Raw genomic sequence first — 22,565 nt, 5'->3', positions numbered from 1 at the left:
CGGGCCCGCTGCCGTGTCCGGCCGACCGGTCAGCCGGTGGCCTTGGTCCAGGGGGCGCTCGACATCAGCGACTTGACGTTGGCCACGTAGGACGGGTTGGGGATCTCCGGGCTTCCGCTGACGGCGCCGGTGACCGGGTCCGTGACGGTGTTGTAGTGCACCTTGCCCGCGCCCGCGTTGTACGCGGCGATGACCAGGTCGAGCAGCGGCGTCTTGCCGGTGGCCGGGTCGGGCGAGAGGTCGTACTTCCCGCCGAAGGAGGAGTCGCCGTAGTAGGCGACCAGCCAGTCGAGCAGCTGGGCGCCGAGCTGGACGTTGCCGGCCAGGGTGTTGGGGTCGGAGGTGGTGGCGAACTTGCCGTTCATCCAGCTCACCGTCGCGGGCATGATCTGCATCGTGCCGATGCCGCCGTCGCAGGCGAGGATGCCGGACTGCCAGCCGCTCTCCTGCCAGGCGATCGCCTTGACCAGGTTGACGGGCAGTGCCGGGAGCCTGTCGGTGCCGCCGTTGCTGAGGTTCAGCGTGCGGGGCTGGCCGGCGGCGGTCGTGAGCGCGGTACCCACGGCCTCCTTCGGCTCGTTGGGCTGCGGGTAGCTGGGCTTGCAGCTGCTCTGCAGTGGCGGGACGTGCGGGGTCGGCGGCGCGGGTGGCGGCGGCGGTGCGACCGGCCCGGGCTTCTGGGTCGGCGCGGGCGGCGCCGCCGCAGCGGGTACGGGCGCGGGCACGGGGGCGGGCGCTGCCGCGGGGGAGGACGCCTTCTGGGCCGGCTCGGCGGGCTTCGCGCCGGTCGACCTGGCAGCGCTCGGGGTCGCGGTGGGGCTCGGCTTCGCGGACTTGCCGGCCGTGGCACTCGGCGATGCGCTCGCGCTCGGACTCGCGCTCGCCGTCGGCGACGGGGAGGCGGACGGCGTCGCGGAGGGCGTCGGGGACGGCGAGGCATCCGGGCCGGTGGCGGCCGGTGTGGTCGGGCCCGCGCCCGCCGTGGCGTCGGCCGGCTTGCTGCCGCACCCGGTGAGCAGCGCCGTCGAGACGGCCAGCGCGGTCACCGCCACCATTGTTCGTCGTGAGGCACGTCCGTGCATCGTGGTCCAACCCCCGTTCGTCGCCGGACGGCCCGGCGAAAGGGGCATCCTACGACGGGCCGATCACCGCATCGGTGGGCGGGTGGCAGGCCCCGCCGGAGGGCGGGCCGCGGTGGCCCGGCGCAGCTGCGCGGCCAGTACCTCCGGCGCCTCGGCCAGCGAGGGGCCGTACCAGGTGAGATGGCGGCCGCTGACCAGAGCGGCCGGGATCCCGGGGAAGGCCTCCGGTCCGTCCTCCGCCGTGAACCGGTACGGCTCGTCCGGGAGGACCACCAATTCCGGTCCCTGCGCGATCAGTTCAGCGAGTGCGATGGCGGGGTAGCGTTCCGGGTGGCCGGCGTGCAGGAGCGGGACCCCCAGGCGGTGGAGGAGGTCGCCGGCGAAGGTGTCGCCGCCGAGGACCATCCAGGGGCGGCGCCAGATCGGGACGACGGCGCGCAGCGGCAGGGGCAGCGGGCGGACGTCGCGCCAGGCGGCCTCGGACGCGTCGAGCCAGGCCGGGCGGGGCAGGCCGCAGGCCACGGTGAGGAGGCGGTGCAGGGAGTGGAACGCCTGGCCGAGGGTGCGGATGTCGGTGACCCAGACGGCGAGACCGGCGGCGCGCAGCGCGTCCAGGTCGGGGAGGCGGTTCTCCTCGGCGTTGGCGATCACCAGGTCGGGGGCGAGGGCCGCGATCCGGGGGACGTCGGGATTCTTGGTGCCGCCGACGCGGGTGACGGCGAGGTCGGCCGGGTGGCTGCACCAGTCGGTCGCACCGACCAGCAGGCCCGGCGCGGTGGCGGCGACCGCCTCGGTCAGCGACGGCACGAGCGAGACCACCCGCCGGACGGGGGCCGGGCCGAGCGGGACGGAACGCCCCAGGTCGTCCTGGGGCGGCACGGCACGCGCGGGAGGGAGCTCCATGCCCGCAAGCCTACGGCGTGTCGGCAACCTCCCCGGGGGGCGCGCGAATCGCCGGATGCTCCCGATGCCGAAACTCCCGGGAACCCTTCGGTGATGACGGCCGACTATCTGATCCGGGTCCGTAGTGGTGGGCCCCAGCACAACCATTGACCAGGAGATCTTTCATGCGCCCTCGCGTGTTCCACGGTATCGCGGCCGCCGTCGCCCTGTTCGCCACGGCCTGCGGGAGCGACGGTGGGGGGAGCGGCGCCGGGGGGAGCGCCGACGCCGGACCGGCCGCCGCGGCCGGGGCGTACCCGGTGAAGGTGGCGGACTGCGCGGGCAAGGAGACCAGCATCACCGCGGCCCCCCGCAGGATCGTCACCAGCAACGCGGCCGGCCTGGAGATGCTGCTCCAACTCGGCGCCGGGGAGCGCGTGATCGGTACCGGGTTCCCGCCGGGCAAGGGCTCGCTGCCGTCGGCGGTGGCCGAACAGGGCGCCAAGGTGCCGGTCCTGGGCCAGATGGGCATCGCGAAGGAGAAGCTGCTCGGCTCCGGCGCCGACCTCTACGTCGACGCCTTCGGGGCGATGACGATGGGCGGTGTGGGGGACGCGCCGAGCGAGCAGGAGTTCACGGCGGCCGGCATCAGGCACGTGTTCCTGCTCTCCACCGCCTGCGCCGGCACGCCGAAGGCCGTCAAGGGGCCGCGCACCGACCTCGCCGAGGTGGAGAACGACATCCGCAGGCTCGGCGCGGTGACCGGCACGGCCGCGAAGGCCGACGAGCTGGTCGCCGGGATGGAGAAGCAGATCGGCGAGGTGCGCACCGCGACCGCCGCCGTCCCCGCCGACCAGCGGCCCGGCTACCTGTTCTTCGACTACGACGCCGGCACCAAGCAGCCGATCGCCGTCTGCGGCCGGCAGGTCGCCAACGCGGTGATCACCCTGGCCGGTGCGCGCAACGTGTTCGCCGACTGCGACGCCGACTTCAAGCCGGTCTCCTGGGAGGACGTGGTCGCCAGGAACCCGGACTGGATCCAGCTCGGGGTGCGCAACCGGGGCAGTGAGGAGGAGAACCGCAAGGCCTTCGAGGAGGCCGAGAACTTCCTGAAGGGCTTCCCCGCGACCCAGGGGCTCAAGGCCGTCCAGGACGGGCACTTCCTGCGGATCGGCTCCGAGGTGACCACCATCGCGGGGGTGCGCAACGCCGACACCGTTCGGCGGATCGCCGCCACCATCCACCCGACGCTCGTCAAGAACGCGCAGTAGCCGGTGACTTCGGCCACCGCAACCGTCGAGAGGGCCCGCCGGGTACGCACCCTGCGGGCCGGGCCGCTGGCCGCCGGGCTCGCCGTCGCCCTGCTCCTCGCACTGACCGCCGCCGTCTCCCTCGGCTCGGTCGACATCCCGCCCGGCGAGGTCTGGTCGGTGGTCGCCCGCCGGCTCACCGGCCGGGCCCCCGCGCCCGGCACCCGGGACCTCATCATCTGGCAACTGCGGTTCCCCCGTGCCCTGCTGGCGGCCACAGTCGGCGCCGGTCTCGGCCTGGTCGGCACCGCCGTGCAGGCCCTGGTACGGAACCCGCTCGCCGACCCCTACCTGCTGGGCATCTCCTCCGGCGCCTCGCTCGGAGCCGTCGCGATGATCGTCCTCGGTGCCGGGCTCGGCCTGGAGCTGACCTTCGGCAGCGCGATCGGGCTGACCATCTCGCTGGCCGCCTTCCTCGGCGCGCTCGGGGCGTTCTCCCTGGTCTGGGTGCTCGCCCGGCGCGGCGGCGGCTTCTCCCCGCTGCGCCTGGTACTGGCCGGCATCGGCATCGGGCAGTTCCTCACCGGCTTCACCAGCTACCTGGTCCTGCAGACCAGCGACGAACAGCAGACCAGGGGCGTACTGTTCTGGCTGATGGGCAGCCTCGGCGGCGCCGTCTGGAGCCAACTCGTCGTCCCCGCAGTCGCGGTGGCCCTCGGACTGGCCCTGCTCCAGGCCCGCGCCCGGGGGCTCAACGCCGTGCTGATGGGCGACGAGACGGCGGCCGGGCTCGGCGTCGACGTCACCAGGCTGCGCCGCGAGGTCTTCGTCGTCACCAGCGTGCTGACCGGCGTCCTGGTCGCCGTCTCCGGGGCCATCGGATTCGTCGGGCTGATGGTGCCGCACGTCTGCCGACTGCTCGTCGGCGGCGACCACCGGCGGCTGCTGCCGCTGTCCGCCCTCACCGGGGCCGTCCTGCTGGTGGTGGTCGACACCATCGCCCGCACCGCCCTGGACACCCAGGAGCTGCCGATCGGCGTCGTCACCGCCCTGCTCGGTGCACCCACCCTGCTCTACCTGCTGGACCGACGTCTGGAGCGGAATTGAGGATCGCGGTCGAGGATCTGAGCGTCACCCTGTCCGGCCGGACGGTGGTGGCGGGCGTCCATCTGGTCGCCAAGGAGGGGGAGATCGCCGGACTCGTCGGCCCGAACGGCAGCGGCAAGTCCAGCCTGCTGCGCACCGTCTACCGGCACCTGAGGCCGAGCGCCGGGCGGGTGCTGCTGGCCGGCCGCGAGCTCGCCGAGCTCACCCCGGCGGAGTCCGCCCGGCACATCGCGGCCCTGCCGCAGGAGCGCGGCGGGGACTTCGAGTTGACCGTCCTCGAGGTGGTGGCGATGGGCCGCACGCCGTACAAGCGGGCGTTCGCCGCGGACGACGCCGAGGACCACCGGCTGGTCGCGGACGCGCTGCAGCGGGTCGGTATGGCGGACGCGGCCGGCCGCCGCTTCGCCCAGCTTTCCGGCGGCGAGCGCCAGCGCGTCCTGCTGGCCCGGGCGCTCGCCCAGCAGCCGGACGTCCTGGTGCTGGACGAGCCGACCAACCACCTGGACGTCCGCCACCAGGTCGAACTGCTCGCCCTGTTGCGGGAGCAGCGCCGCACCACGCTGGTCGCGCTGCACGACCTCAACGCGGCGGCCTCGGTCTGCGACCGGCTGCACGTACTGCACCGCGGCACCCTGGTGGCGTCCGGGGTGCCGCGGGACGTGCTGACGGCGGAGCTGCTCGCCGAGGTGTTCGGGGTGCGGGCGGCGGTGGTCGAACATCCGCTCACCGGTGATCCGTTGATCGCCTTCGACCACCGCACGCCCGCGTCGTCCTCAGACCTGCTGAAGCGTCAGGAGGTTTCGTAGTGGCTGGGCCGGCCGTTGCGCTCGACCAGGCGCCCGACCTTCGCGGCGTCCGAGCTGCGCAGCAACTCCCATTCCCCGTCGGGGCGGTGGAGCACCGAGGAGTGCCAGGGGGTCATCCACGCGTCGGCGGCCTCCAGCAGCCGGATGCCGAACTTGAGGACGCCGACCTTCTGCGGGTGGATGGAGAGGCGGAACGACCGGGGGTGCTGCTCGGCGATCAGGTCGCCCCAGGCGCGGCTGCGCTGGATGACGCCGTAGGCGCGCTGGCGGCAGTCGCGCTGCAGGGCGGACTTGGTGCCCTCGAAGCCGAAGGTGTCCTCGGTGAGGAAGCGGGTGATGCCGCGATAGAGCCGCAGGGTCTCCTCGTCGGTCATGACCTGCTCGCGCAGCTCCTCCTTGGTGGGCGCGTACTGGGCGTGCACCCGGGCCCGCTTCTCGTCGAACGGCAGGTCGCCGAGGACGGCCCGCAGGTCGAAGGTGGAGAGGTGGGTGAGGCCCTCGCGCTCGATCATCGCGGTGAGCTCGTCCGAGTACTGGTCGATGTGGTCGTCCGGGACGTGGATGAGGTCGCCGAAGATGTGACCGTCGGAGCAGATGAGGATCTGCGCGCCGGGCTCGTAGAGCTTGCCGATCTCCTCGCACAGGCGGTTGAGGAAGGTCAGCGAGAGCCGCTCGCCCTCGTCGGGCAGGTGGCTGAGCACCTTGGCGAGGTTGGGCGACTTGCAGGGGAACCCGGGCAGGGTGAACAGGATCGGGTCCCCGGCCGTGATGAAGTCGGCCAGCTGCTCCAGCTGGAGCGGGAAGTCCGCCGGTGTGGCGTCGACCTCCGGGTCGGAGGCCCGGCGGTGCGGGAGCAGGAGGTCGAGGATGTCGGCGCAGAGCCGCTCCAGGGCCTGCGGGTCCTGGGCGACGGCGGCGGCAGCGGTCTGGGAGCCGGTGGACTGGGATTCGGTGGTAACGGTGCCGGCGGGCGGCATGGCGGTCCTCCACGGAACGGTGAGCGGGCTTCAGGGCAGGCAGAGCCACGCCCTGGCACTGGTTGCCAGGACGCTGGGGGTGGTGCCGGGGAGTGTCGGGGCCGGTCAGGCCCGCTTGTCGTAGGCGACCGGCAGTTGGTTGACCCCGCGGGCCAGGACGGCGGGCACCCAGGTGAGCGCGTCGAGCTCCTGGCCGTTCCCGTCGGCGGGGCGCAGCCCGGACAGCCGGGTGACCAGGGTGCCGATGGCGATCTGGAGTTCGGCCCGGGCCAGGGCGGCGCCGGGGCAGTAGTGGATGCCGTGGCCGAAGGCCAGGTGGGCGTTGGGGGAGCGGTCGAAGTCCAGGACGTCGGCGTCCGGGAACTGCTCCCCGTCACGGTTGGCGGCGCAGAGCGAGACGATCACCGAGTCGCCGGCCGGGACGGTCGTCCCGTGCAGGTCGCTGTCCTCGGCGAAGAAGCGCCAGGTGGTGAGCTCGAACGCGGCGTCGTAGCGCAGCAGTTCCTCCACCGCTCGGGTGAGCAGACCCGGGTCGTCGGCGAGGCCGTCGCGCAGCCGGGCGAGCTGCTCGGGGTTGCGCAGCAGGGTGATCAGCATGGTGGTGATCTGGTTGGTGACGGGCTCCTGGCCGGCCACGAGCAGCTGGAACACCATGGAGTCGAGCTCCTCGGGGCTCAACTCGCCCGCGTCGCAGGCGGCGACGAGGCGACCGAGCAGGTCCACGTCGGGCCCGGCCGGGTCGTAGGTCGCGCGCTTGTGGGAGACCACGTCGGCGATGTAGGTCTGCAGCCCGCGCAGCCGGCCCTCGTAGGCCGGACGGCCCGGGTCCTGCGGGCCGACGGGCTGGACGACCTTGCCCCAGTCGCGGTCGAAGCGGACGGCCAACTCCTGGGGCAGGCCGATGGTCTCGGCCAGCACACGGAACGGGTAGTGGGCCGCGAAGCCGGCCACCAGGTCGGTGTCGCCGCTCTCCGGCAGCTCGTCGACGAGGGTGTCGGCGAGCTCCTGCAGCCGCGGGCGCAGGGCCTCCACCCGGCGGGGCGCGAAGGCGTCCAGGACGAGCTTGCGCATCGTGGTGTGCTTCGGCGGGTCCTGGTGCAGCAGGTGGACCTGGAGCTGGGAGTGCTGCGGCTCGGGCATGATCGAGGCGAGCTTGCGCCAACCCTCGTTGCCCAGTGAGTGGTTCTTGCCGAGGCGCGGGTCGTTGAGGGTCTCGTGGGCGGCCTTGTAGCCGGTCACCAGCCAGGCGGCTATCCCGCTGGGGAACTTGACCCGGTGGACCGGGCCGGCCTCGCGCATCCGCTGGTAGAGGGGATAGGGGTCGCTCTTGTACTCCGGGCCGTACAGCGGTACCGGGTCCGGGAGTCGGTCGTAGCCGAATGGGCAGCTGGAGGCTTCGGCCGGATCGCCGGCCGTCGGCTCGTGGACGGTGTCGGTCATGCGGGTGTTTCCTCCGGTCGGGTCTTCGGTGCCATGTGCGGTGGTGCATTGGTGCGATGTGCGGTGGTGCGGTGCGCCCCGGTTACCGGGAACCGGAGGCGCCGGTCGTGCCGGTCGTGCCGGTTTTGCGGGTCGTGCGGTTGGTGCGGTGGTGCAGGGTCAGGAGGGTCACGGCCAGCGCGGCGGCGGTCGTGGCGAGGACGAGCCCCGCCCGGCTGCCCGAGGCGCCGGTGCCGCCGAACACGGTGGCGGCGGTGGCGAGGGCGGGTCCGAGGGCGAAGCCGAGGCTGCGGGAGAGCTGGACGGCGGAGGCGGCCGTGGCCATCTGGGCCGGCGGGGACGCCGTCATCACCAGGGCCTGCACCGGGCCGCCGTTGAGGCCCATGCCGGCCCCGGCGAGCGCGAGCCGCCAGGAGATGTCGATCGGCGCCCAGTCGCCGTCCAGCGGGATGAGCAGCAGCATCCCGAACGCGGTGACGGCGGCGCCGGTGAGCGCGGTCGGCCGGGCGCCCCAGCGGTCCGCGAGCCGTCCGCCGAAGCGGCCGGCGAGCACCATGCCGAGCGGGAAGGCGAGCATGGTCAGCGCGGTGGTGGTGGCGCTGTCCCCGTCGTCCCGGCGCAGGTGCTGCGCGAGCAGGTAGTGGTTGGCGGCGAAGCCGGCCGCGAGGCAGAGCACCGAGGCGTTCACCCCGGCCGTCCCGGAGGCGCGCAGCACGCCCGCGACGGGTCGTCCGCCGGGCCGGCGCAGCCAGAAGGCGGTGAGCGGGGCGGCGGGCAGGGCGAGCAGCAGCCAGAGGGGCGCGTCGGGGGCGAGGGTGAGCGCGAGCATCACGGAGGCCACCGCCGAGCCGATCAGGCCGGCGTCGACGAGCGAGTCCCGGTCGGGCAGCCGAAGCCGGCCGCCGAGCGGCGCGTGGCGCCGGGCGATCAGCAGGGCGGCCAGGCAGACCGGCAGCTTGACCAGGAAGATGGCCCGCCAGCCGGTGTGGTCGAGCAGCAGGCCGCCGATCACCGGTCCGGTGACGGCGCCGAGCGGTCCGAGGGTGGCGGGTACGCTCATCGCCCGTCCGCGCAGTTCGGGCCGGACGGACCGGGCGGCCAGGACCGGCATCAGCACGAACAGCACCGCGCCGAAGGCGCCCTGGGCGAGTCGTGCCGCGATCAGCCAGCTCGCCCACGGGGCGAGCGAGGCGAGCACGCTGCAGCACGCGAAGCAGCTCACCGCCAGCAGCAGCGCGGACCGGGTGCCGACCTGGTCGAGCCACCGTCCGGCGGGCAGCAGCAGGGCGACCAAGGGGAGTTGGTAGCCGAGTACGGCCCACTGGGCGGTGGCGGCGGAGATGTGGAAGCTGTCCGCGATGTCGGGGAGCGCCAGGTTGACGACGTTCATGTCGAGCATCGCCACGAACGAGAGCAGCCCCGCCGCCACGACCAGGCTCCACCGGTCCTCAGGCTGTGCCTGATCACCGGTCAGTCCAGCGGTGGCCAGCGGCTGTTGCGCTGCCATGGATCTTCCTCCGTCCCCGTGCCGTGCCGGACACCGCCAGGGCGGCGGGGTCCGGTACAGCAGTCGGAGGCGCGGCGGCGCCAGTTCCGAACACTTGAAGGATTTTTTCCGGTTGGCCGGATCGTGTCGGTCCTGGCCGGTCCTGATCGCCCACGATCAAGGTGGGCGGGCCGGAATTCCGCGGTGCCGGGCAGGCCCTCGCCCGAATGTCCCCGCCGGGTCGGAAATAGCCCCGCCCCGCCCGGGGTTGCAGCCAGGCGCGACGCACGGTTGCGGAAGGCCCGAGAGGATCATCATGAAGATCGGCATTATTGGTGCGGGGAACATCGGCGGCAACCTGACCCGGCGGCTCACCGCACTGGGGCACGAGGTGTCCGTGGCCAATTCGCGCGGCCCGCACACCCTGACCGCGCTTGCCGAGGAGACCGGCGCCACCCCGGTCACCGTGGCCGAGGCGGCGCGCGGCGCCCAGCTCGTGGTGGTGACGGTACCGCTGAAGAACGTGCCGGACCTGCCGCCGGGGCTGTTCGACGGCGCCGCCGAGAACGTCACCGTGATCGACACCGGGAACTACTACCCGCAGCAGCGGGACGGCCGGATCGCGGACATCGAGGAGGGGCTGACCGAGAGCCGCTGGACGGAGCGGCAGATCGGCCACCCGGTGGTCAAGGCCTTCAACGGCACCTATGCGGAGGACATCCTCGACCGGCCCCGCGCCCAGGGGGACGCGGAGCGCATCGCGCTGCCGGTGGCCGGCGACGACGAGGCGGCCAAGCAGGTCGTGCGCGCCCTGATCGACGAGCTGGGCTTCGACACCGTGGACGCGGGCGGCATCGACGAGTCCTGGCGCCAGCAGCCCGACACCCCCGTCTACGGCCTGCGCGCGGGCGTGGACGAGGTGACCAAGGCCCTGGCCTCGGCCAGCCCCGAGCGGCCCGAGGCGTTCCGCGGCTAGGGCTTGTCTGGCGGCGGGTACGGACGGCGGACCCGGGCTGACCGCTGACGGCTGACGCCGGGCGCGGGCGGCCGGGGTGGAACGGGTGGCGGCGCCATGGCACCGCCACCCGTTCAGCCGTCAGCAGCCCGGCGCCGGCCGCCCGCCGTCAGCAGGCCGCCGCGAGCTCGGCGGACGCCGAAGCGGCGGGCGCCTCGCCGTTCTCCGCGGCACGCAGCCGGGCTATCAGCTCCTCGCGGGCGCGGGCGACCCGGGAGCGGACGGTGCCGACTGGGCAGCCGGCCACCTCGGCGGCCTCGGCGTAGCTCAGCCCCACCACCTGGGTGAGGACGAAGGCCTCCCGGCGCTGGGCCGGGACGCGGTCGAGCAGGTCGCCGAGGGCGATGCCGTCCTCGAAGCCGGCGGCCGGCGGGGTGCTCTGCCGCTCGGCCGCCTCCTGCCAGTCCGGCAGCGCCGCACAGCGCGGCCGGGCGGCGGCGCTGCGGTAGCGGTCGATCACCGTCCGGCGCGCGATGGACAGCAGCCACGTCCGGGCGGAGGAGCGGCCCGCGAAGCCCGGCAGGCTGCGCAGGGCCCGCAGAAAGGTCTCCTGGGCCAGGTCGTCCGCCGACTGCACATCGGTGAGGTGCGCGACGAATCGCCACACGTCCCGCTGGGTCTCGCGGACGAAGGCCTCGACATCCGCCGCCCGGCCCTCGCGCGCGGCCAGGGCCAGCGCGGTCAGCTGGTCGTCATCCATGACGGCCTCCCACCCGGGCGGTCAGGGACGGCTGCGGGTGCGGGACGATGGCCGTATGAGATGCGCCCGATTCCGCTCCGCCCTGTCCAGCCGCCTCGACGGTGAACCGGCAGGCCTGCCGGACCGTCGGCTGGACAGGCACGTGGAGCGGTGCCCGGCCTGCCGCGAGTGGCTGGAGCGGGCGGAGCGGCTGCGCGGACTGCGTCCGGCGGACGGACCCTCGGCGGACTGGTCGGCGGGGCTCCTCGCCCGGCTGGCGGAGGAGCGGCGCACCGGGGACGACGCCCGGGAGGGCGAGGCGGCGCGCGGTACGGCGGGAGGCGCTGCGGGCGGCCCCGGCGGGGCGTCCGGTGATCGGCCGGGTGACGGCCGTCCGGAGCGGTAGGACGGTGGCGGCGGGCGAGGCCGGTGCGCCGTCGTAGTCAGGCATGAGTGGTCCCGGGAGAGTGCTGGGCGCGGTGCAGTCTGCGGACGGCACCGTCGGCATCGGACGGGGCTGCGGCGGGCCGGCGCCGCACACGGCGGCGGGCACGCGGGCCCGGGCCCTGGCGGCGCGGCCGGTTCGAGCCGGTGCGGCGCAGGGCGACCTGCCCGCCACAGCGGTGACCGTGGGCGGTGACCGGGAGCGGGCGCGTCAGCAGGCGGGGACGGGGAAGGGCGGGCCGCGCCGGACGAGGGCGTGCGAGAGCAGCACCAGCCGGGGCGGCCGGGCGCGCCGGGCGACCGGTCTGGGTGCGGCCGGGGGCCGGTAGCCGCGGGGCGTGGCCAGGACGAGGATCGGGAGCAGGGCGCCGGCCAGCGCGGCCAGCAGGTCGAACAGCCGGACCAGCGCCGCCTCGCCGCGCCAGAGCAGCAGCGCGCAGGCGAGGGCGGCGAGCACGTGGGCGGCGAGCATCCCGGCCGACATGCCGTGCGCCGACATGTCGTGCGCGGACATGCCGTGCGCGGACATGCCGTGCGGGGGCGACCCCGCGGGGGAACCCCCCGGCATCCCGTTCATCCCAGGCATCCCAGGCATGTCCGACATGCCTGTCATCCCCGACATCCCGGAGGCCTCCGGCGAGCCCGGCAGCACCGTGCCCAGCGAGGAGGCCGAGTGGTGCATCCCCGCCATGGCGCGGATGCCGCTCACCGGCGGTGTGTCCGGGTCGAGCCCGGCCATCCGGGCCAGCTCGGCGGGCGAGAGGTCGGTCGGCAGGCTCTGCGGGTTGCACAGCAGCAGGCCCGCCCAGTCCGTCCCGGCCAGTCGGCCGAGCCCTCCGCCGCCGGTGGCCGACGTGCCGGCCTGTTGGAACACCAGGTGCAGCACGGTCTGCGCCGCGACCATCCAGAGGCTGATCAGACCGAGGCCGCGCTGCCTGCCCGCGAGCAGCCAGGAGAAGCCGAGGATCAGACCGAACGCCCCCGCCAGCACGGCGGGGGACACTCCGGCGCCGCCCATGGCGACGTGCGCCGTGGCGGCCAGCGCCACGCACAGCGCGGCGAAGACCGCGGCGCGCAGCGAGCGAATCCGGTCGGTCATCACGATGACACTCATCGTCGCACCCGCCCGTGTCACCCCGTACCTCCCCCTCGGGTATTGGCCGGTTCCGCTCCCGTGAGAGCATGCGCGGCCGCCCGGTCGGGCCCGGTCCGCGGGCTGGTCGGGGCGCCGTGGGCGGGCCTGCCGGGCGTCCGGCGGGTGGCCGCCGGGTGCCGTCGCGGTAGAGGCGGTTCGTACGGTTGCCGGCGGCGCCGTTGTCCGTTCCGGCGCGCGACCGCGGGCGGGGCCCGACCGTAGCGTTCGGGCACCGCGCGGCCGACGGCCGTCGGGCCGGTGTGCCGGCATGGGTCGGCATGAGCCGGCATGGGCCGGTGAGGACGGAGAGGCGGCAGAGTGGTGAACTGGCTGATTCACGACTATCGCGAGGACGATCTCGCGGCGGTGGTCCACTTGATCGACACCACGGCGGAGCTCGGCCAGGAGTCGGTGTTCTCGCTCGCCGAGTGCATCAGCGCGCTGACCTCCCGCCAGCCGGCCGTGGTCGCCGTCCACCAGGGCGCGCCGATCGGCGCCGCGCTGGCCTGTGTGGCGGGGGAGCGGGCCTGGGTGATGCGGATCGCCATCGCCCCGGCCTGGCGCGGCCGCGGCCTGGCCAGTTCGCTGCTGCGTGAGCTGGAGCGCCGGCTGGTCTCCTGCCGGGTCCGCCGGATCGCCTACGTCCTGCCCGAGGAGGAACTGCTCGGCGAGGGACTGCACAACGCCGGCTACACCCGCCGCCCGGCGGCCGCGTACTTCGAGAAGGACGAGCCGCAGGCGGGCGCCGCGAGCGGGCTGCTGGAGGAGCTGGGCGGGCGACTGCTGCCCGGCGACCTGTGGGCGAAGGTGGCCGGCATGGAGGCGGAGAAGAACCTGATCGAGCGCCGGGTGGTGCTACCGCTCGCCGAACCGGAGCGGGCGGCCCGGCACGGGGTGCGCCCGCCGCGGGCGATCGCCCTGTTCGGGCCGCCCGGCACCGGCAAGACCACCTTCGCCCGGGCGATCGCCTCCCGGCTCGGCTGGCCGTTCGTGGAGCTGCTGCCGTCCCGGCTGGCGGACGAGGGAAACCTGGCGGCGGCGCTGCGTGACGCGTTCGCCCGGATCGGGCAGCTGGAGCGGGCGCTGGTCTTCATCGACGAGGTGGAGGAGATCGCCCCGGTCCGCACCGAGGGCGCGCACGGCGGCATGCACGGTGTCACCAACGAGCTGCTGAAGCTGATCCCCGGTTTCCGGGAGGGCGAGGAGCGGCTGCTGGTCTGCGCGACCAACTCGATCCGCTCGCTGGATCCGGCCTTTCTGCGCCCGGGCCGCTTCGACTACCTGATCCCGATCGGCACCCCGGACGCGGCCGCCCGGTCCGCCATCTGGTCCCGCTACGCGGCCGGTCGGGCGGACGTGGACCTCGGCGTGCTGGTCGGCGCGAGCGAGCTGTTCACCCCGGCGGACATCGAGCACGCGGCCCGGGTCGCGGCCCAGGCGGCCTTCGAACGGGACCTGGCGGTGTCGGAGGGCGCGGCCCAGGAGGACCGGGCGGACCGGGCGGACCGGGAGGGCCGGGCGGGCGACCTGGACGGCGCGGGTACCGCGGACTACCTGGCGGCCATCGCGCAGGCCCGGCCGACCGTCACCCCGGCGATGATCGAGGAGTTCGGCGCGGACATCACCTCCCACGCCAGGGTCTGAAAACCAGCCATAGTCCTCCCATATGACGATAGTTGCGGTTTGACACGGTCCTGTCGGTGCTCCCTAAATGTGCTCATCCAAGGTGCTCACTCCACGCGGGCGCATGGCGCGACCACGGCGGGGGCGCCGAGGACAGGACGCACGGCGGGAACGCCAGGACACCCGGCGGGAACGCCGACAGGACAGGAGACCCGGTATGGGCACACCCGGCACGGGCACGGTGACCGAGCCCGGACCCCCCGCCGACCTGGCCGACCCGCTGTTCTGGCGGCAGCCCGCGCCCGCCCGCGCCGCCGCCTTCGCCGAACTGCGCCGCCGGCCCGGACCGGTCTTCTTCGGCGACCCGACGGCCAAGGGCCCCGGCCGGGGCTTCCACGCACTGGTCCGGCACGCCGACGTGGTCGAGGCCAGCCGGACCCCAGCCGTCTTCCTCAGCGGACCAGGCGTCACCACCCCCGAACCCGCGCGCTGGGTCCGGCTGCTGTTCGGCGACTCGATGGTCAACCTCGACGACCCCCGGCACGCCCAGCTGCGCCGGATCGTCTCCAAGGCGTTCACCCCGCGCCTGCTCGCCCGGGCCGAGGACGACATCCGCCGGGTGGCCGGCCGTCTGGTCGACCAGGTGGTGGAGCAGCGGCCCACGGACTTCGTCACCGCCGTCGCCGCAGAGCTCCCCTTCCAGGTCATCTGCAACATGATGGGCATCCCCGAGGAGCCCCGCCGCGCCATCCTGGACCAGGTCAACCACGCCTCCGAGCACACCGGTGTCGCCCGCCCGCTGCGCAGCCGGATCCGGATCCCCGGGCGCGGGCTGCGCGCGCTGGCCCGGATGCAGGGCATGGTCGCCGAGCTCGGCCGCGAACGCCGCCGCCGGCCCACCGACGACCTCGTCTCCGCCCTCGTCACCGCCGACGTCGACGGCCGCCGGCTGACCGGGCGGGAGCTCGGCGCCTTCTTCTCCCTGCTGCTGGTCGCCGGCGTCGAGACCACCCGCAACGCGCTCGCCCACGGCCTGCACCTGCTCACCGCCCACCCCGAGCAGCGCGCCCTGCTGCTCGGCGACCTCGACCGCCACCTCGGCGGCGCGGTCGACGAGATCGTCCGGCACTCCACCCCGATCATCCAGTTCCGCCGCACCCTGGCCACCGACCACGAGCTCGGCGGCCCCGGCGGCACGCTGCTGCGGGCGGGCGAGAAGGTGGTGCTGTTCTTCGGCTCGGCCAACCGGGACGAGGCGGTGTTCACCGACCCGGACGCCTTCGACATCACCCGCAGCCCCAACCCCCACCTCGGCTTCGGCGGCGGCGGGCCGCACTACTGCCTGGGCGCGCACCTCGCCCGGCAGGAGATGAAGGTGCTCTACCGGGAGCTGTTCACCCGGCTGCCCGAGGTGCACTCGCTCGGTGAGCCGGAGCTGATCCCCTCCAACTTCGACCACCGGGTGCGGGCGCTGCGGTTCGGCTACTGACGCCTCCGGCCACCCGTCGGCCCGAGCGGCCGGATCCGGGCCGCGCCGGGGCCGTCAGCCGCCCGTCGGGATGCCGTGGTCGGCCTTCACCCGCTTCATCGTCAGGTGCGAGTTGACCTGGGCGATCCCCGGCAGCCCCGACAGCACGTCGGTGATGAACCGCTCGTACGCGGCGATGTCGGCCACCGCGATCCGCAGCAGGTAGTCCGGCTCGCCGAACAGCCGGTGCGCCTCCACCACCTCCGGCAGCCCGGCCACCCGGCGCTCGAACTCCGCCACCGTCTCCCGGTCCTCGTGCCGCATCGTGATCGTCACGAAGGGCTGGAAGCCGCGCCCCAGCGCGGCGCCGTCCAGCAGCGCCCGGTAGCCGCGGATCACCCCGTCCTGTTCGAGCTGCCGGACCCGGCGCAGACAGGGCGAGGGAGTGAGGGAGACCCTGGCGGCCAGCTCCGCGTTGGTCAGGCGGCCGTCCTGCTGGAGCTCGTGGAGGATTCTGCGGTCGATGCGGTCCATAGCGCAACATTCTGCCAAAACCGGGCGCGGGGCAGCCCGAAGTGGCCATCGGCTGCCAGTCCGGTCCGGCTACCTTCAGTAACCAGAACCCTCTGCGCGAACACGACAGGTCACCACCCATGGATACGCACGCCCTCCTCCTCTTCCTGGGGGTCGACCTGCTGCTGGTCTGCACCCCCGGTCCGGACTGGCTCTACATCGCCGCCCGCGGCCTCGGCCAGGGCCGGCGCTCCGCCCTCATCGCCGTCGGCGGCGTCTGCGCCGGCTACGCCGTGCACACCCTGCTCTCCAGCGCCGGCCTCGCCGCCGCGCTGCGCGCCGTCCCCGCGGCCCTGCCCGCACTGCGGATCGTCGGCGCCCTGTACCTGCTGGTGCTGGCCGTGACGATGCTGCTCGCGCTGCGCCGCGGCGGCGCCGCCACCGCGCTGGCCGCGCCGCGTGCGCAGCCCACCGCCACCGTGCTGCGCCAGAGCATGCTCACCGCCCTGCTCAACCCCAAGGGCCTGCTGCTCTACCTCTCCCTGGTACCGCAGTTCGTCGACCCCGCGGCCCGGCTGCCGGTCGGTGGCCAGGTGCTCGCCCTCGGCTCGCTCAACGTCCTGGCCTGCGCCGTCGTCTACGGACTGGTCGCGCACGCCAGCGGGCGGCTCGGCGGGCGGTTCGGCGGCACCCCGCAGGCGGCCCGCCGGATGACCGTCGTCTCGGCGGTGCTGCTGATGCTGGTGGCGGGGGTCACGGCGAGCGCCTGAGATCAGGAGCAGAATGCGCACATGACAGAGCGTTCGATGCCCTCGGTCGACCCGGCCCCCGCGGCCGACCAGCCCACCGCCCAGGCCTGGGCGGCCCTCGGCGGCCGGCCCGACCTGCTGGACCGGGTCTCCTTCCACGGCCCCGACGCCGTGCTGCCCTCCCCGCTGCCGGTGCGCCGCCTCGCCCGGGCGACGGTCGCCGCCTGCTCGCTGGCCGCCGCCGAACTGGCCGCACTGCGGGCGGGCGGGCCCGGGGCGGGTGGCGGCGCCGACCCGCAGGCGGGCGGCGAGCCGGGTGCGGTGGCGGAGGTCCGGGTGGACCAGGGAGCCGTGGCCACCGCCTTCGTGAGCGAGCGCCACCTGCAGATCGACGGCCGCACACCGGTCAGCTTCGCCCCGCTCTCCGGCTTCTGGCAGACCGCCGACGGCTGGGTCCGCACCCACGCCAACTACCCGCACCACCGGGTCCGGCTGCTCACCGCCCTCGGGCTGCCCGCCGACACGGAGGCCGATCAGCTCGGCAGGACGCTGCGCGAGCAACCCGCCGAGTGGATCCAGGAACGCGCTTACGAGGCGGGGGCGCTGGCCGTCGCCGTCGCACCCCCGGCCCCCGGGGTCCGGCACCCGCTGGCGGAGTCCCGGGTGGTCGGCGAGGCACCGGCCCGCCCGCTCGCGGCCGCCGCCCTGCCCGCCGCCGGCGTCCGGGTCCTCGACCTCACCCGGGTGATCGCCGGGCCGGTCGCCACCCGCACCCTCGCCCTGCTCGGCGCGGACGTGCTGCGGGTCGACCCGCCCCGCCTGCCCGAGGCCGAGGACGCCCACGCCGACACCGGCTTCGGCAAGCGCTCCACCCGCCTCGACCTCACCGGACCCGCCGACCGGGCCGCCTTCGAGGACCTGCTGGCCACCGCCGACGTCGTCGTCACCGGCTACCGCCCCGGCGCCCTCGACGGCTTCGGCCTCGCCCCCGAAGCCCTGCTCGAACGCCGCCCCGGCCTGGTCGTGGCCCAGCTCTGCGCCTGGGGCTGGACCGGTCCGTGGGCCGCGCGCCGGGGCTTCGACAGCCTGGTCCAGGCCGGTGTCGGCATCGCCGCCACCCTGGCCGACGCCGACGGCCGCCCCGGCGTCCTGCCCGCCCAGGCCCTCGACCACGGCACCGGCTACCTGCTCGCCGCCGGGGTCCTGCGTGCCCTCACGGACCAGCGCACCGGGCGGCCCGGCGGCCGCCACCTGAGGTTCTCGCTCGCCGGAACGGCGTCCTGGCTGATGTACGACATCGAACCCGCCGGATCGCTCGTCGGATCGCCGGGTGGTGAGCCGTCGAAGGACGAGCCGTACGACGCCGGGCTCCGGCTCGCCGAGACCGACTCCGCGTACGGCCGGCTGCGCTACGCCCTCCCGCCGGTCTCCTACCGGGGCGGCCCCGCGGACTGGTCCCGCCCGCCGGGTCGCTGGGGTACGGACCGGCCGCTCTGGAGCTGACCGGCTGACCAGCCGACCAGCCGACCGCCGGACCGGATGTCAGACCGGGGTGGCAGCATCTGCGGCATGACCGCACACGCGACCGACTACACCTGGATCGACAGCACGGAGTACGCCCCGATCATCGAGGCGTACTGCCTGACCATGGTGGAGGGGATATCGGCCGGGGAGCTGCTGCGCCGCTTCGGGGCCGTCCCCGGCCGGCCGGTCACCGGCGGCCTGGAGGTGCTGCGCGCCTGGGAGTCGTACGAGGACGGCGACCTCGACGAGGACGAGGCGCTCCGCGGGCGCGAGGACGAGGACCTCATGGTCGTCGCCGTCACCGAACTCGACGGCTGGGCGGTGGCGGTCGAGGTGAACGGCTACCTCGGGATCACCTGGGAGCTGCTGCCGGGGCTCGCCGACGGCACCCGGCTGGTCGCGCACCAGCGCAACGTCAACGCGGCGGACCACTTCCACTGGTGGGAGGGGGAGCGGAACCGGCTGAACTTCGAGCCGCTCTTCCCCACGCAGCGGGACGGCACCGACGCGCAGGCGCCGGAGCTGGCGGCGCTGCTGGCACAGGCGGGGTTCGACCTCCGCGGGGAGGACGAGCGCGACATCGCGCTGACCACCGAGGCGGCCTTCGCGCTGGGCGAGGCGCTCACCGGTCTGCGGCTGACCCCGGAGCGCCTGCGGGAGGCGGAGTTCACGCTCGGTTACGCCCCCCGGCCGTAGGCGTCCGGCCGTAGGAAGCCCCCGCCCGTAGGCACCTCACGGCCGGGGGTGCCCCCCGGGCCCGCGGTCAGACACCCGCCGGGATCTGCTTCGCCCGGCCGCGGACCTGGAAGGCCGTCACGATCTCGATCAGGCCGAGGATCAGCAGCCAGCACCCGGCCAGGACGGTCAGCGCGGTGATCGAGCCGACCGGCCAGACCATCAGCAGCACGCCGGCCAGCGTGTTGGCCACACCGGCGAAGGCCTGCCAGCCACGGGCCGGCATGTCCGGGTCGGAGGCCGCGGCGGCGAGCTGGGTGATGCCCCGGAACAGCCAGCCGATGCCGATCCAGATCGCCAGCAGCAGCAGCGACTGCACGGCGCTGCGGAAGCAGAGCAGCCCGAGCAGCACGCAGATCGTGCCGCTGATGAAGGCCAGCACCCGCAGTGCGGTGCTGGCGTGCGTGCCGAACGCCGCGACCAGCTGCATGATCCCGATGATCAGCAGGTAGAGGCCGAACAGCACGCCCACCACCGTGAGCGTCTGCTTCGGCCAGACGAACACGATGATCCCGAGGGCGAGTGAGGCGAGCCCGGCGACCAGCAGCACCTGCCAGGCGGCCTTGGCGAGCATTCCGAGCGGCCCGGGGACCGGGGAACCGTTGGGGGTGATGATCGGGGAGACCACGGCGGCGTACTCCTGGCGACTCGTGACGGGCAGGGGGCGTTCCTCATGGTCGTCGCGGCCGGGCCGCCCCGCGCGCCGGATACCGCCGTTCGGGGGACGCCCCCCGGGCTGGTGGCACCCGAACTGATTGCCCCTCAGTCACCGGAACGACACCTCCCGATCACCTCGCGTCGATACCATCCGGCAATATGACTTCTGAAGGGTGGGGGACCCCTCCGGTCGAGCCGATCAGCCAGCACTACATCGTGTGCGGCGGCAACGCGCTCGCCCACCGGCTGGTCGTCGAACTGGTCGAGCACTACGAAGTCCCGGTGGTGGTGCTCGTCCCGGACCGCACACGCGACCACGCCCCGCGGATCGAGCAGCTGCCCGGCGTCGCCGCCGTGGTCGAGTACAGCAGCGTCACCGAGGAGGCGCTGCGCGCCGTCCGGGTCGAGACCGCGCGCGGCCTCGCCCTGGTCGACGGCAGCGACCAGGAGAACATCCACACCGCGCTCAGCGCCCAGGGCCACAACCCCGGCATCCGGATCGTGCTGCGGATGTTCAACCAGCGCCTCGGCGAGAACATCGAAGGGCTGCTGAAGAACGGTGCCGCGCTCTCCGGCTCCGCCACCGCCGCGCCCGCCCTCGCCGCCGCCGCGCTGTCCCGCCCCAACGCCGTCCAGGTCGGCGACCGCTTCCTGCACATCGCCTTCGACGACGACATCGACTCCGGCCGGATCTGCGTGGTCGCCGACCACATCGACCGCCAGGACCTCAGCCGGATCCGCCTGCTCCCGGACCAGGAGACCGACTCAGCCTCCTTCGTCCGGCTGGCCGGGGAGTTCGGCGACGGCGGCCCGATCCGCCCCGGCGGCGCCCGGCCCGACCCGGAGCCCGAGCCCGACCCGGCGGAGACCGGCGGGGTGGCCGCCCTCCAGGCGCTGCCGAGCGAACCCGTCGTCCGGATCGCCTGGCTGCGCCGCGTGCGCTGGCGGCTGCTCGACACCCTGCGCTTCTTCACCAGCGCCCGGCTGCGACTGGTGCTGATCACCGCGCTCGCCGCCGTGCTCCTCGCCTTCGGCCTGCTCTGGTACCTCAACCGGGACTTCGGCTGGTCGCTCTACGTCTCCCTGCTGGACCTGGCCGGCGCGGCCCAGCCCGACCAGCCGGGCGGCGCGGCCGGCGCCACCGGGACGGGCGGCACCTGGCAGCGGGTCGCCCAGGTGGTGATCACCTTCTGCGGGATCACCTTCGCGCCGGTCGCCACCGCGATCATGGTCGAGGTGCTGGGCTCCGGCCGGCGCGGCCAGCCCCGGAACCCCGGCGCCGGCACCCGGGACCACGTCATCGTGGTTGGCCTCGGCAACGTCGGCACCCGGGTCGCCACCCAACTGCACGGCCTCGGCGTACCGGTGGTCGGCCTGGAACGCGACCCCCAGGCGCGCGGCATCGCCGCCCTGCGGGCCCTCGGCATTCCGGTGGTGGTCGGCGACGGCCCGCTGGAGGACCAGCTGCGCAGGGCCCGGCTCAAGCACAGCCGGGCCCTGGTGGCGGTCAGCGGCGACGACGCCACCAACCTGGAGGCCGCACTGGAGGCCCGCGCCGGAAAGCCCGAAGTGCGGGTGGTGGTAAGGATCTTCGACGACAACTTCGCCGGCCACCTGTACGCCACGCTGGACAACGCGGCGTCCCGCTCGGTGTCCTACCTGGCCGCGCCCGCCTTCGCCGCCGCCCTGATGGGGCGTGAAGTCCTGGGCACGCTCGCGGTGTTCCGGCACGTCCTGCTGATCGCCGAACTGCGGGCCGAGGAGGGCGGCGGCCTGGTCGGCATGAACCGGCACGACATCGAGGACCCGGGCGGGGTGCGGGTGGTCGCCGTCCGGCTGGCCGCCAACCCCGCCGTCCACCTGTGGAACTACGCCGACCGGACCAGGGGCCTGGCACCGGGCGACCGGATCGTGGTCGCCGCCACCCGTAGCGGGCTCGCCCGGCTGAACACCGCGATGGTCAGCGAGGACTGACGGCCGACCGGCCGGAACCGGCCGCCAGTCCGGGCGGGCTGGCCTCGGCTGGCTGCCGGTTCGAGGTCACGTGCCCGCCGGCTGCCTGCCCAAGGGCGCTTCGATCAGCGGTGGTTGAAGGACGGCGGGCGCTTCTCGGCGAAGGCCGCCATGCCCTCCTTCTGGTCGCTGGTGGCGAACGTGGCGTGGAACAGCCGCCGTTCGAACCGGACACCCTCGGCGAGCGTGGTCTCGAAGGCCCGGTTGACGCTCTCCTTCATCATGATGGCGGCGGGGGCGGACATCCCCGCGACCGTCTCGGCGGTGGCCAGCGCCTCGGCCAGCAGCTGGTCCGCCGGGACGATCCGGGAGACCAGGCCGGCCCGCTCGGCCTCCTCGGCGCCCATCATCCGGCCGGTCAGGCACAGCTCCATCGCCTTGGCCTTGCCGACCGCCCGGGTCAGGCGCTGCGAGCCGCCGATGCCCGGGATGACACCGAGCTTGATCTCCGGCTGCCCGAACTTCGCGGTGTCGGCGGCGAGCAGGATGTCGCACAGCATGGCCAGCTCGCAGCCGCCGCCGAGCGCGAAGCCGGCCACCGCCGCGACCACCGGCTTGCGCAGCTCGCCGAGGCGGTCCCACGGGCCCAGCCAGTCGTCCAGGTAGACGGCGGGGAAGTTGTTCCCCTGCATCTCCTTGATGTCCGCCCCGGCCGCGAAGGCCTTCTCCGAGCCCGTGATCACCAGACAGCCGATCTCCGGATCCCGGTCGAACGCGGTGGCCGCCGCGACCACCTCGTTCATCAGCTGCGTGTTGAGCGCGTTCAGCGCCTTCGGGCGGTTCAGGGTGATCAGCCCGACCCGGCCCTTGCGCTCGACGAGGATGGTCTCGTAGGTCTCGGTCATCGCCATTGACTCCCATTCCGCTGCTCGGCGCCACGCCGGGCGCCCTGACCACCCAACGATCTCCGACACGGACCGCCTCGCGCCAGTCTTGCCATGCGAGACGGTCATCACGGGGAGGCCCCCGGCTCCGGGCGC

21 protein-coding genes are annotated in these 22,565 nt (G+C 74.2%); 11 read left to right on the top strand and 10 right to left on the bottom strand.

Annotated features, from left to right (window positions below; all coding sequences use genetic code 11):
* Positions 1 to 29: 29 nt before the first annotated feature.
* Both ACGFZP_RS14025 and ACGFZP_RS14020 read right to left on the bottom strand, forming a co-directional pair.
* A complete protein-coding gene (locus ACGFZP_RS14025) occupies positions 30 to 1,046 on the bottom strand; it encodes a transglycosylase SLT domain-containing protein (protein WP_392931939.1) in 1,017 nt (338 codons plus the stop codon).
* A 99-nt stretch (positions 1,047 to 1,145) separates the two neighbouring features.
* Positions 1,146 to 1,985: a helical backbone metal receptor gene (locus ACGFZP_RS14020; protein ID WP_392931937.1), complete on the bottom strand. Its 840-nt coding sequence runs from the start codon at positions 1,983 to 1,985 to the stop codon at positions 1,146 to 1,148.
* 164 nt (positions 1,986 to 2,149) lie between these two features.
* Between ACGFZP_RS14020 and ACGFZP_RS14015 the strand changes: the two genes are divergently transcribed.
* Genes ACGFZP_RS14015 through ACGFZP_RS14005 form a run of 3 tightly spaced genes read left to right on the top strand, consistent with a single transcriptional unit; the run spans position 2,150 to position 5,127 of the window.
* Positions 2,150 to 3,235 (top strand): ABC transporter substrate-binding protein, encoded by a 1,086-nt coding sequence (locus ACGFZP_RS14015; RefSeq protein ID WP_392931935.1) that lies wholly within the window; start codon positions 2,150 to 2,152, stop codon positions 3,233 to 3,235.
* A gap of 3 nt (positions 3,236 to 3,238) precedes the next feature.
* The gene (locus tag ACGFZP_RS14010; protein ID WP_392931933.1) at positions 3,239 to 4,321 is read left to right on the top strand and encodes a FecCD family ABC transporter permease; all 1,083 of its coding nucleotides are present in this window, start codon (positions 3,239 to 3,241) and stop codon (positions 4,319 to 4,321) included.
* Positions 4,318 to 5,127 carry an ABC transporter ATP-binding protein gene (locus tag ACGFZP_RS14005; protein WP_392931932.1) on the top strand — a complete coding sequence of 270 codons (810 nt, stop codon included), beginning with the start codon at positions 4,318 to 4,320 and terminating at the stop codon, positions 5,125 to 5,127. The genes ACGFZP_RS14010 and ACGFZP_RS14005 overlap by 4 nt, the downstream gene beginning before the upstream one ends.
* Here the strand turns inward: ACGFZP_RS14005 and ACGFZP_RS14000 are convergent.
* The 3 genes from ACGFZP_RS14000 to ACGFZP_RS13990 all read right to left on the bottom strand — a co-directional run bounded on the left by ACGFZP_RS14000 (position 5,112) and on the right by ACGFZP_RS13990 (position 9,051).
* The gene (locus ACGFZP_RS14000) at positions 5,112 to 6,104 is read right to left on the bottom strand and encodes an L-tyrosine/L-tryptophan isonitrile synthase family protein (protein WP_392931930.1); all 993 of its coding nucleotides are present in this window, start codon (positions 6,102 to 6,104) and stop codon (positions 5,112 to 5,114) included. The two genes, ACGFZP_RS14005 and ACGFZP_RS14000, sit on opposite strands and share 16 nt — an antisense overlap.
* Positions 6,105 to 6,209: 105 nt before the next feature.
* On the bottom strand, positions 6,210 to 7,544 hold the full coding sequence (locus ACGFZP_RS13995; RefSeq protein ID WP_392931928.1) for a cytochrome P450: 1,335 nt from the start codon (positions 7,542 to 7,544) through the stop codon (positions 6,210 to 6,212).
* An 82-nt stretch (positions 7,545 to 7,626) separates the two neighbouring features.
* Positions 7,627 to 9,051 carry an MFS transporter gene (locus tag ACGFZP_RS13990; protein ID WP_392931926.1) on the bottom strand — a complete coding sequence of 475 codons (1,425 nt, stop codon included), beginning with the start codon at positions 9,049 to 9,051 and terminating at the stop codon, positions 7,627 to 7,629.
* Between the two features lie 295 nt (positions 9,052 to 9,346).
* On the opposite strand from ACGFZP_RS13990, the gene ACGFZP_RS13985 reads away from it, so the two are divergent.
* Entirely contained in the window at positions 9,347 to 10,006 is a 660-nt protein-coding gene (locus tag ACGFZP_RS13985; RefSeq protein WP_392931925.1) for an NADPH-dependent F420 reductase, read from the top strand.
* A gap of 148 nt (positions 10,007 to 10,154) precedes the next feature.
* Here ACGFZP_RS13985 and ACGFZP_RS13980 read toward each other — a convergent pair whose 3' ends face one another.
* Positions 10,155 to 10,745, bottom strand: a complete 591-nt coding sequence (locus tag ACGFZP_RS13980) for a sigma-70 family RNA polymerase sigma factor (protein ID WP_392931923.1) — start codon at positions 10,743 to 10,745, stop codon at positions 10,155 to 10,157.
* Between the two features lie 55 nt (positions 10,746 to 10,800).
* Between ACGFZP_RS13980 and ACGFZP_RS13975 the strand changes: the two genes are divergently transcribed.
* The gene (locus ACGFZP_RS13975) at positions 10,801 to 11,130 is read left to right on the top strand and encodes a zf-HC2 domain-containing protein (protein ID WP_392931921.1); all 330 of its coding nucleotides are present in this window, start codon (positions 10,801 to 10,803) and stop codon (positions 11,128 to 11,130) included.
* Between the two features lie 249 nt (positions 11,131 to 11,379).
* On the opposite strand, the gene ACGFZP_RS13970 is transcribed toward ACGFZP_RS13975, so the two are convergent.
* Complete coding sequence (locus tag ACGFZP_RS13970) at positions 11,380 to 12,267, bottom strand: hypothetical protein (RefSeq protein ID WP_392931919.1); 888 nt, start codon at positions 12,265 to 12,267, stop codon at positions 11,380 to 11,382.
* Positions 12,268 to 12,624: 357 nt separating this feature from the next.
* On the opposite strand from ACGFZP_RS13970, the gene ACGFZP_RS13965 reads away from it, so the two are divergent.
* Entirely contained in the window at positions 12,625 to 13,947 is a 1,323-nt protein-coding gene (locus tag ACGFZP_RS13965; RefSeq protein ID WP_392931918.1) for an ATP-binding protein, read from the top strand.
* A gap of 196 nt (positions 13,948 to 14,143) precedes the next feature.
* Positions 14,144 to 15,415, top strand: a complete 1,272-nt coding sequence (locus tag ACGFZP_RS13960; protein WP_392931916.1) for a cytochrome P450 — start codon at positions 14,144 to 14,146, stop codon at positions 15,413 to 15,415.
* Between the two features lie 54 nt (positions 15,416 to 15,469).
* Here ACGFZP_RS13960 and ACGFZP_RS13955 read toward each other — a convergent pair whose 3' ends face one another.
* Complete coding sequence (locus ACGFZP_RS13955; protein WP_392931914.1) at positions 15,470 to 15,928, bottom strand: Lrp/AsnC family transcriptional regulator; 459 nt, start codon at positions 15,926 to 15,928, stop codon at positions 15,470 to 15,472.
* Between the two features lie 119 nt (positions 15,929 to 16,047).
* Here ACGFZP_RS13955 and ACGFZP_RS13950 point away from each other — a divergent pair, with 119 nt between their 5' ends.
* The 3 genes from ACGFZP_RS13950 to ACGFZP_RS13940 all read left to right on the top strand — a co-directional run bounded on the left by ACGFZP_RS13950 (position 16,048) and on the right by ACGFZP_RS13940 (position 18,876).
* Positions 16,048 to 16,677 carry a LysE family translocator gene (locus tag ACGFZP_RS13950; protein ID WP_392931913.1) on the top strand — a complete coding sequence of 210 codons (630 nt, stop codon included), beginning with the start codon at positions 16,048 to 16,050 and terminating at the stop codon, positions 16,675 to 16,677.
* Positions 16,678 to 16,698: 21 nt separating this feature from the next.
* On the top strand, positions 16,699 to 18,159 hold the full coding sequence (locus ACGFZP_RS13945; RefSeq protein WP_392931911.1) for a CoA transferase: 1,461 nt from the start codon (positions 16,699 to 16,701) through the stop codon (positions 18,157 to 18,159).
* Between the two features lie 66 nt (positions 18,160 to 18,225).
* On the top strand, positions 18,226 to 18,876 hold the full coding sequence (locus tag ACGFZP_RS13940; protein ID WP_392931909.1) for a DUF6461 domain-containing protein: 651 nt from the start codon (positions 18,226 to 18,228) through the stop codon (positions 18,874 to 18,876).
* A gap of 67 nt (positions 18,877 to 18,943) precedes the next feature.
* Here the strand turns inward: ACGFZP_RS13940 and ACGFZP_RS13935 are convergent, their stop codons facing one another.
* Complete coding sequence (locus tag ACGFZP_RS13935; RefSeq protein ID WP_392931907.1) at positions 18,944 to 19,543, bottom strand: HdeD family acid-resistance protein; 600 nt, start codon at positions 19,541 to 19,543, stop codon at positions 18,944 to 18,946.
* A 188-nt stretch (positions 19,544 to 19,731) separates the two neighbouring features.
* Here ACGFZP_RS13935 and ACGFZP_RS13930 point away from each other — a divergent pair, with 188 nt between their 5' ends.
* Positions 19,732 to 21,546 carry an NAD-binding protein gene (locus ACGFZP_RS13930; protein ID WP_392931906.1) on the top strand — a complete coding sequence of 605 codons (1,815 nt, stop codon included), beginning with the start codon at positions 19,732 to 19,734 and terminating at the stop codon, positions 21,544 to 21,546.
* A 104-nt stretch (positions 21,547 to 21,650) separates the two neighbouring features.
* Here ACGFZP_RS13930 and ACGFZP_RS13925 read toward each other — a convergent pair whose 3' ends face one another.
* Positions 21,651 to 22,430: an enoyl-CoA hydratase gene (locus ACGFZP_RS13925; protein WP_392931904.1), complete on the bottom strand. Its 780-nt coding sequence runs from the start codon at positions 22,428 to 22,430 to the stop codon at positions 21,651 to 21,653.
* Between the last annotated feature and the right edge of the window lie 135 nt (positions 22,431 to 22,565).

It is taken from the genome of Kitasatospora sp. NPDC048239 (genome assembly GCF_043202015.1).
Taxonomy (GTDB): Bacteria; Actinomycetota; Actinomycetes; order Streptomycetales; family Streptomycetaceae; genus Kitasatospora.
The sequence above is the reverse complement of the archived record's forward strand: the minus strand, read 5'-3'. Positions and strand labels throughout refer to the sequence as shown.

Excerpts from the sequence above, each read along its gene's own strand:
- ACGFZP_RS14020 (WP_392931937.1), bottom strand. The coding sequence starts at position 1,985 with ATGGAGCTCCCTCCCGCGCGTGCCGTGCCGCCCCAGGACGACCTGGGG.
- ACGFZP_RS14015 (WP_392931935.1), top strand. The coding sequence starts at position 2,150 with ATGCGCCCTCGCGTGTTCCACGGTATCGCGGCCGCCGTCGCCCTGTTC.
- ACGFZP_RS14000 (WP_392931930.1), bottom strand. The coding sequence starts at position 6,104 with ATGCCGCCCGCCGGCACCGTTACCACCGAATCCCAGTCCACCGGCTCC.
- ACGFZP_RS13995 (WP_392931928.1), bottom strand. The coding sequence starts at position 7,544 with ATGACCGACACCGTCCACGAGCCGACGGCCGGCGATCCGGCCGAAGCC.
- ACGFZP_RS13990 (WP_392931926.1), bottom strand. The coding sequence starts at position 9,051 with ATGGCAGCGCAACAGCCGCTGGCCACCGCTGGACTGACCGGTGATCAG.
- ACGFZP_RS13985 (WP_392931925.1), top strand. The coding sequence starts at position 9,347 with ATGAAGATCGGCATTATTGGTGCGGGGAACATCGGCGGCAACCTGACC.
- ACGFZP_RS13980 (WP_392931923.1), bottom strand. The coding sequence starts at position 10,745 with ATGGATGACGACCAGCTGACCGCGCTGGCCCTGGCCGCGCGCGAGGGC.
- ACGFZP_RS13975 (WP_392931921.1), top strand. The coding sequence starts at position 10,801 with ATGAGATGCGCCCGATTCCGCTCCGCCCTGTCCAGCCGCCTCGACGGT.
- ACGFZP_RS13970 (WP_392931919.1), bottom strand. The coding sequence starts at position 12,267 with ATGACCGACCGGATTCGCTCGCTGCGCGCCGCGGTCTTCGCCGCGCTG.
- ACGFZP_RS13960 (WP_392931916.1), top strand. The coding sequence starts at position 14,144 with ATGGGCACACCCGGCACGGGCACGGTGACCGAGCCCGGACCCCCCGCC.
- ACGFZP_RS13955 (WP_392931914.1), bottom strand. The coding sequence starts at position 15,928 with ATGGACCGCATCGACCGCAGAATCCTCCACGAGCTCCAGCAGGACGGC.
- ACGFZP_RS13950 (WP_392931913.1), top strand. The coding sequence starts at position 16,048 with ATGGATACGCACGCCCTCCTCCTCTTCCTGGGGGTCGACCTGCTGCTG.
- ACGFZP_RS13945 (WP_392931911.1), top strand. The coding sequence starts at position 16,699 with ATGACAGAGCGTTCGATGCCCTCGGTCGACCCGGCCCCCGCGGCCGAC.
- ACGFZP_RS13940 (WP_392931909.1), top strand. The coding sequence starts at position 18,226 with ATGACCGCACACGCGACCGACTACACCTGGATCGACAGCACGGAGTAC.
- ACGFZP_RS13930 (WP_392931906.1), top strand. The coding sequence starts at position 19,732 with ATGACTTCTGAAGGGTGGGGGACCCCTCCGGTCGAGCCGATCAGCCAG.
- ACGFZP_RS13925 (WP_392931904.1), bottom strand. The coding sequence starts at position 22,430 with ATGACCGAGACCTACGAGACCATCCTCGTCGAGCGCAAGGGCCGGGTC.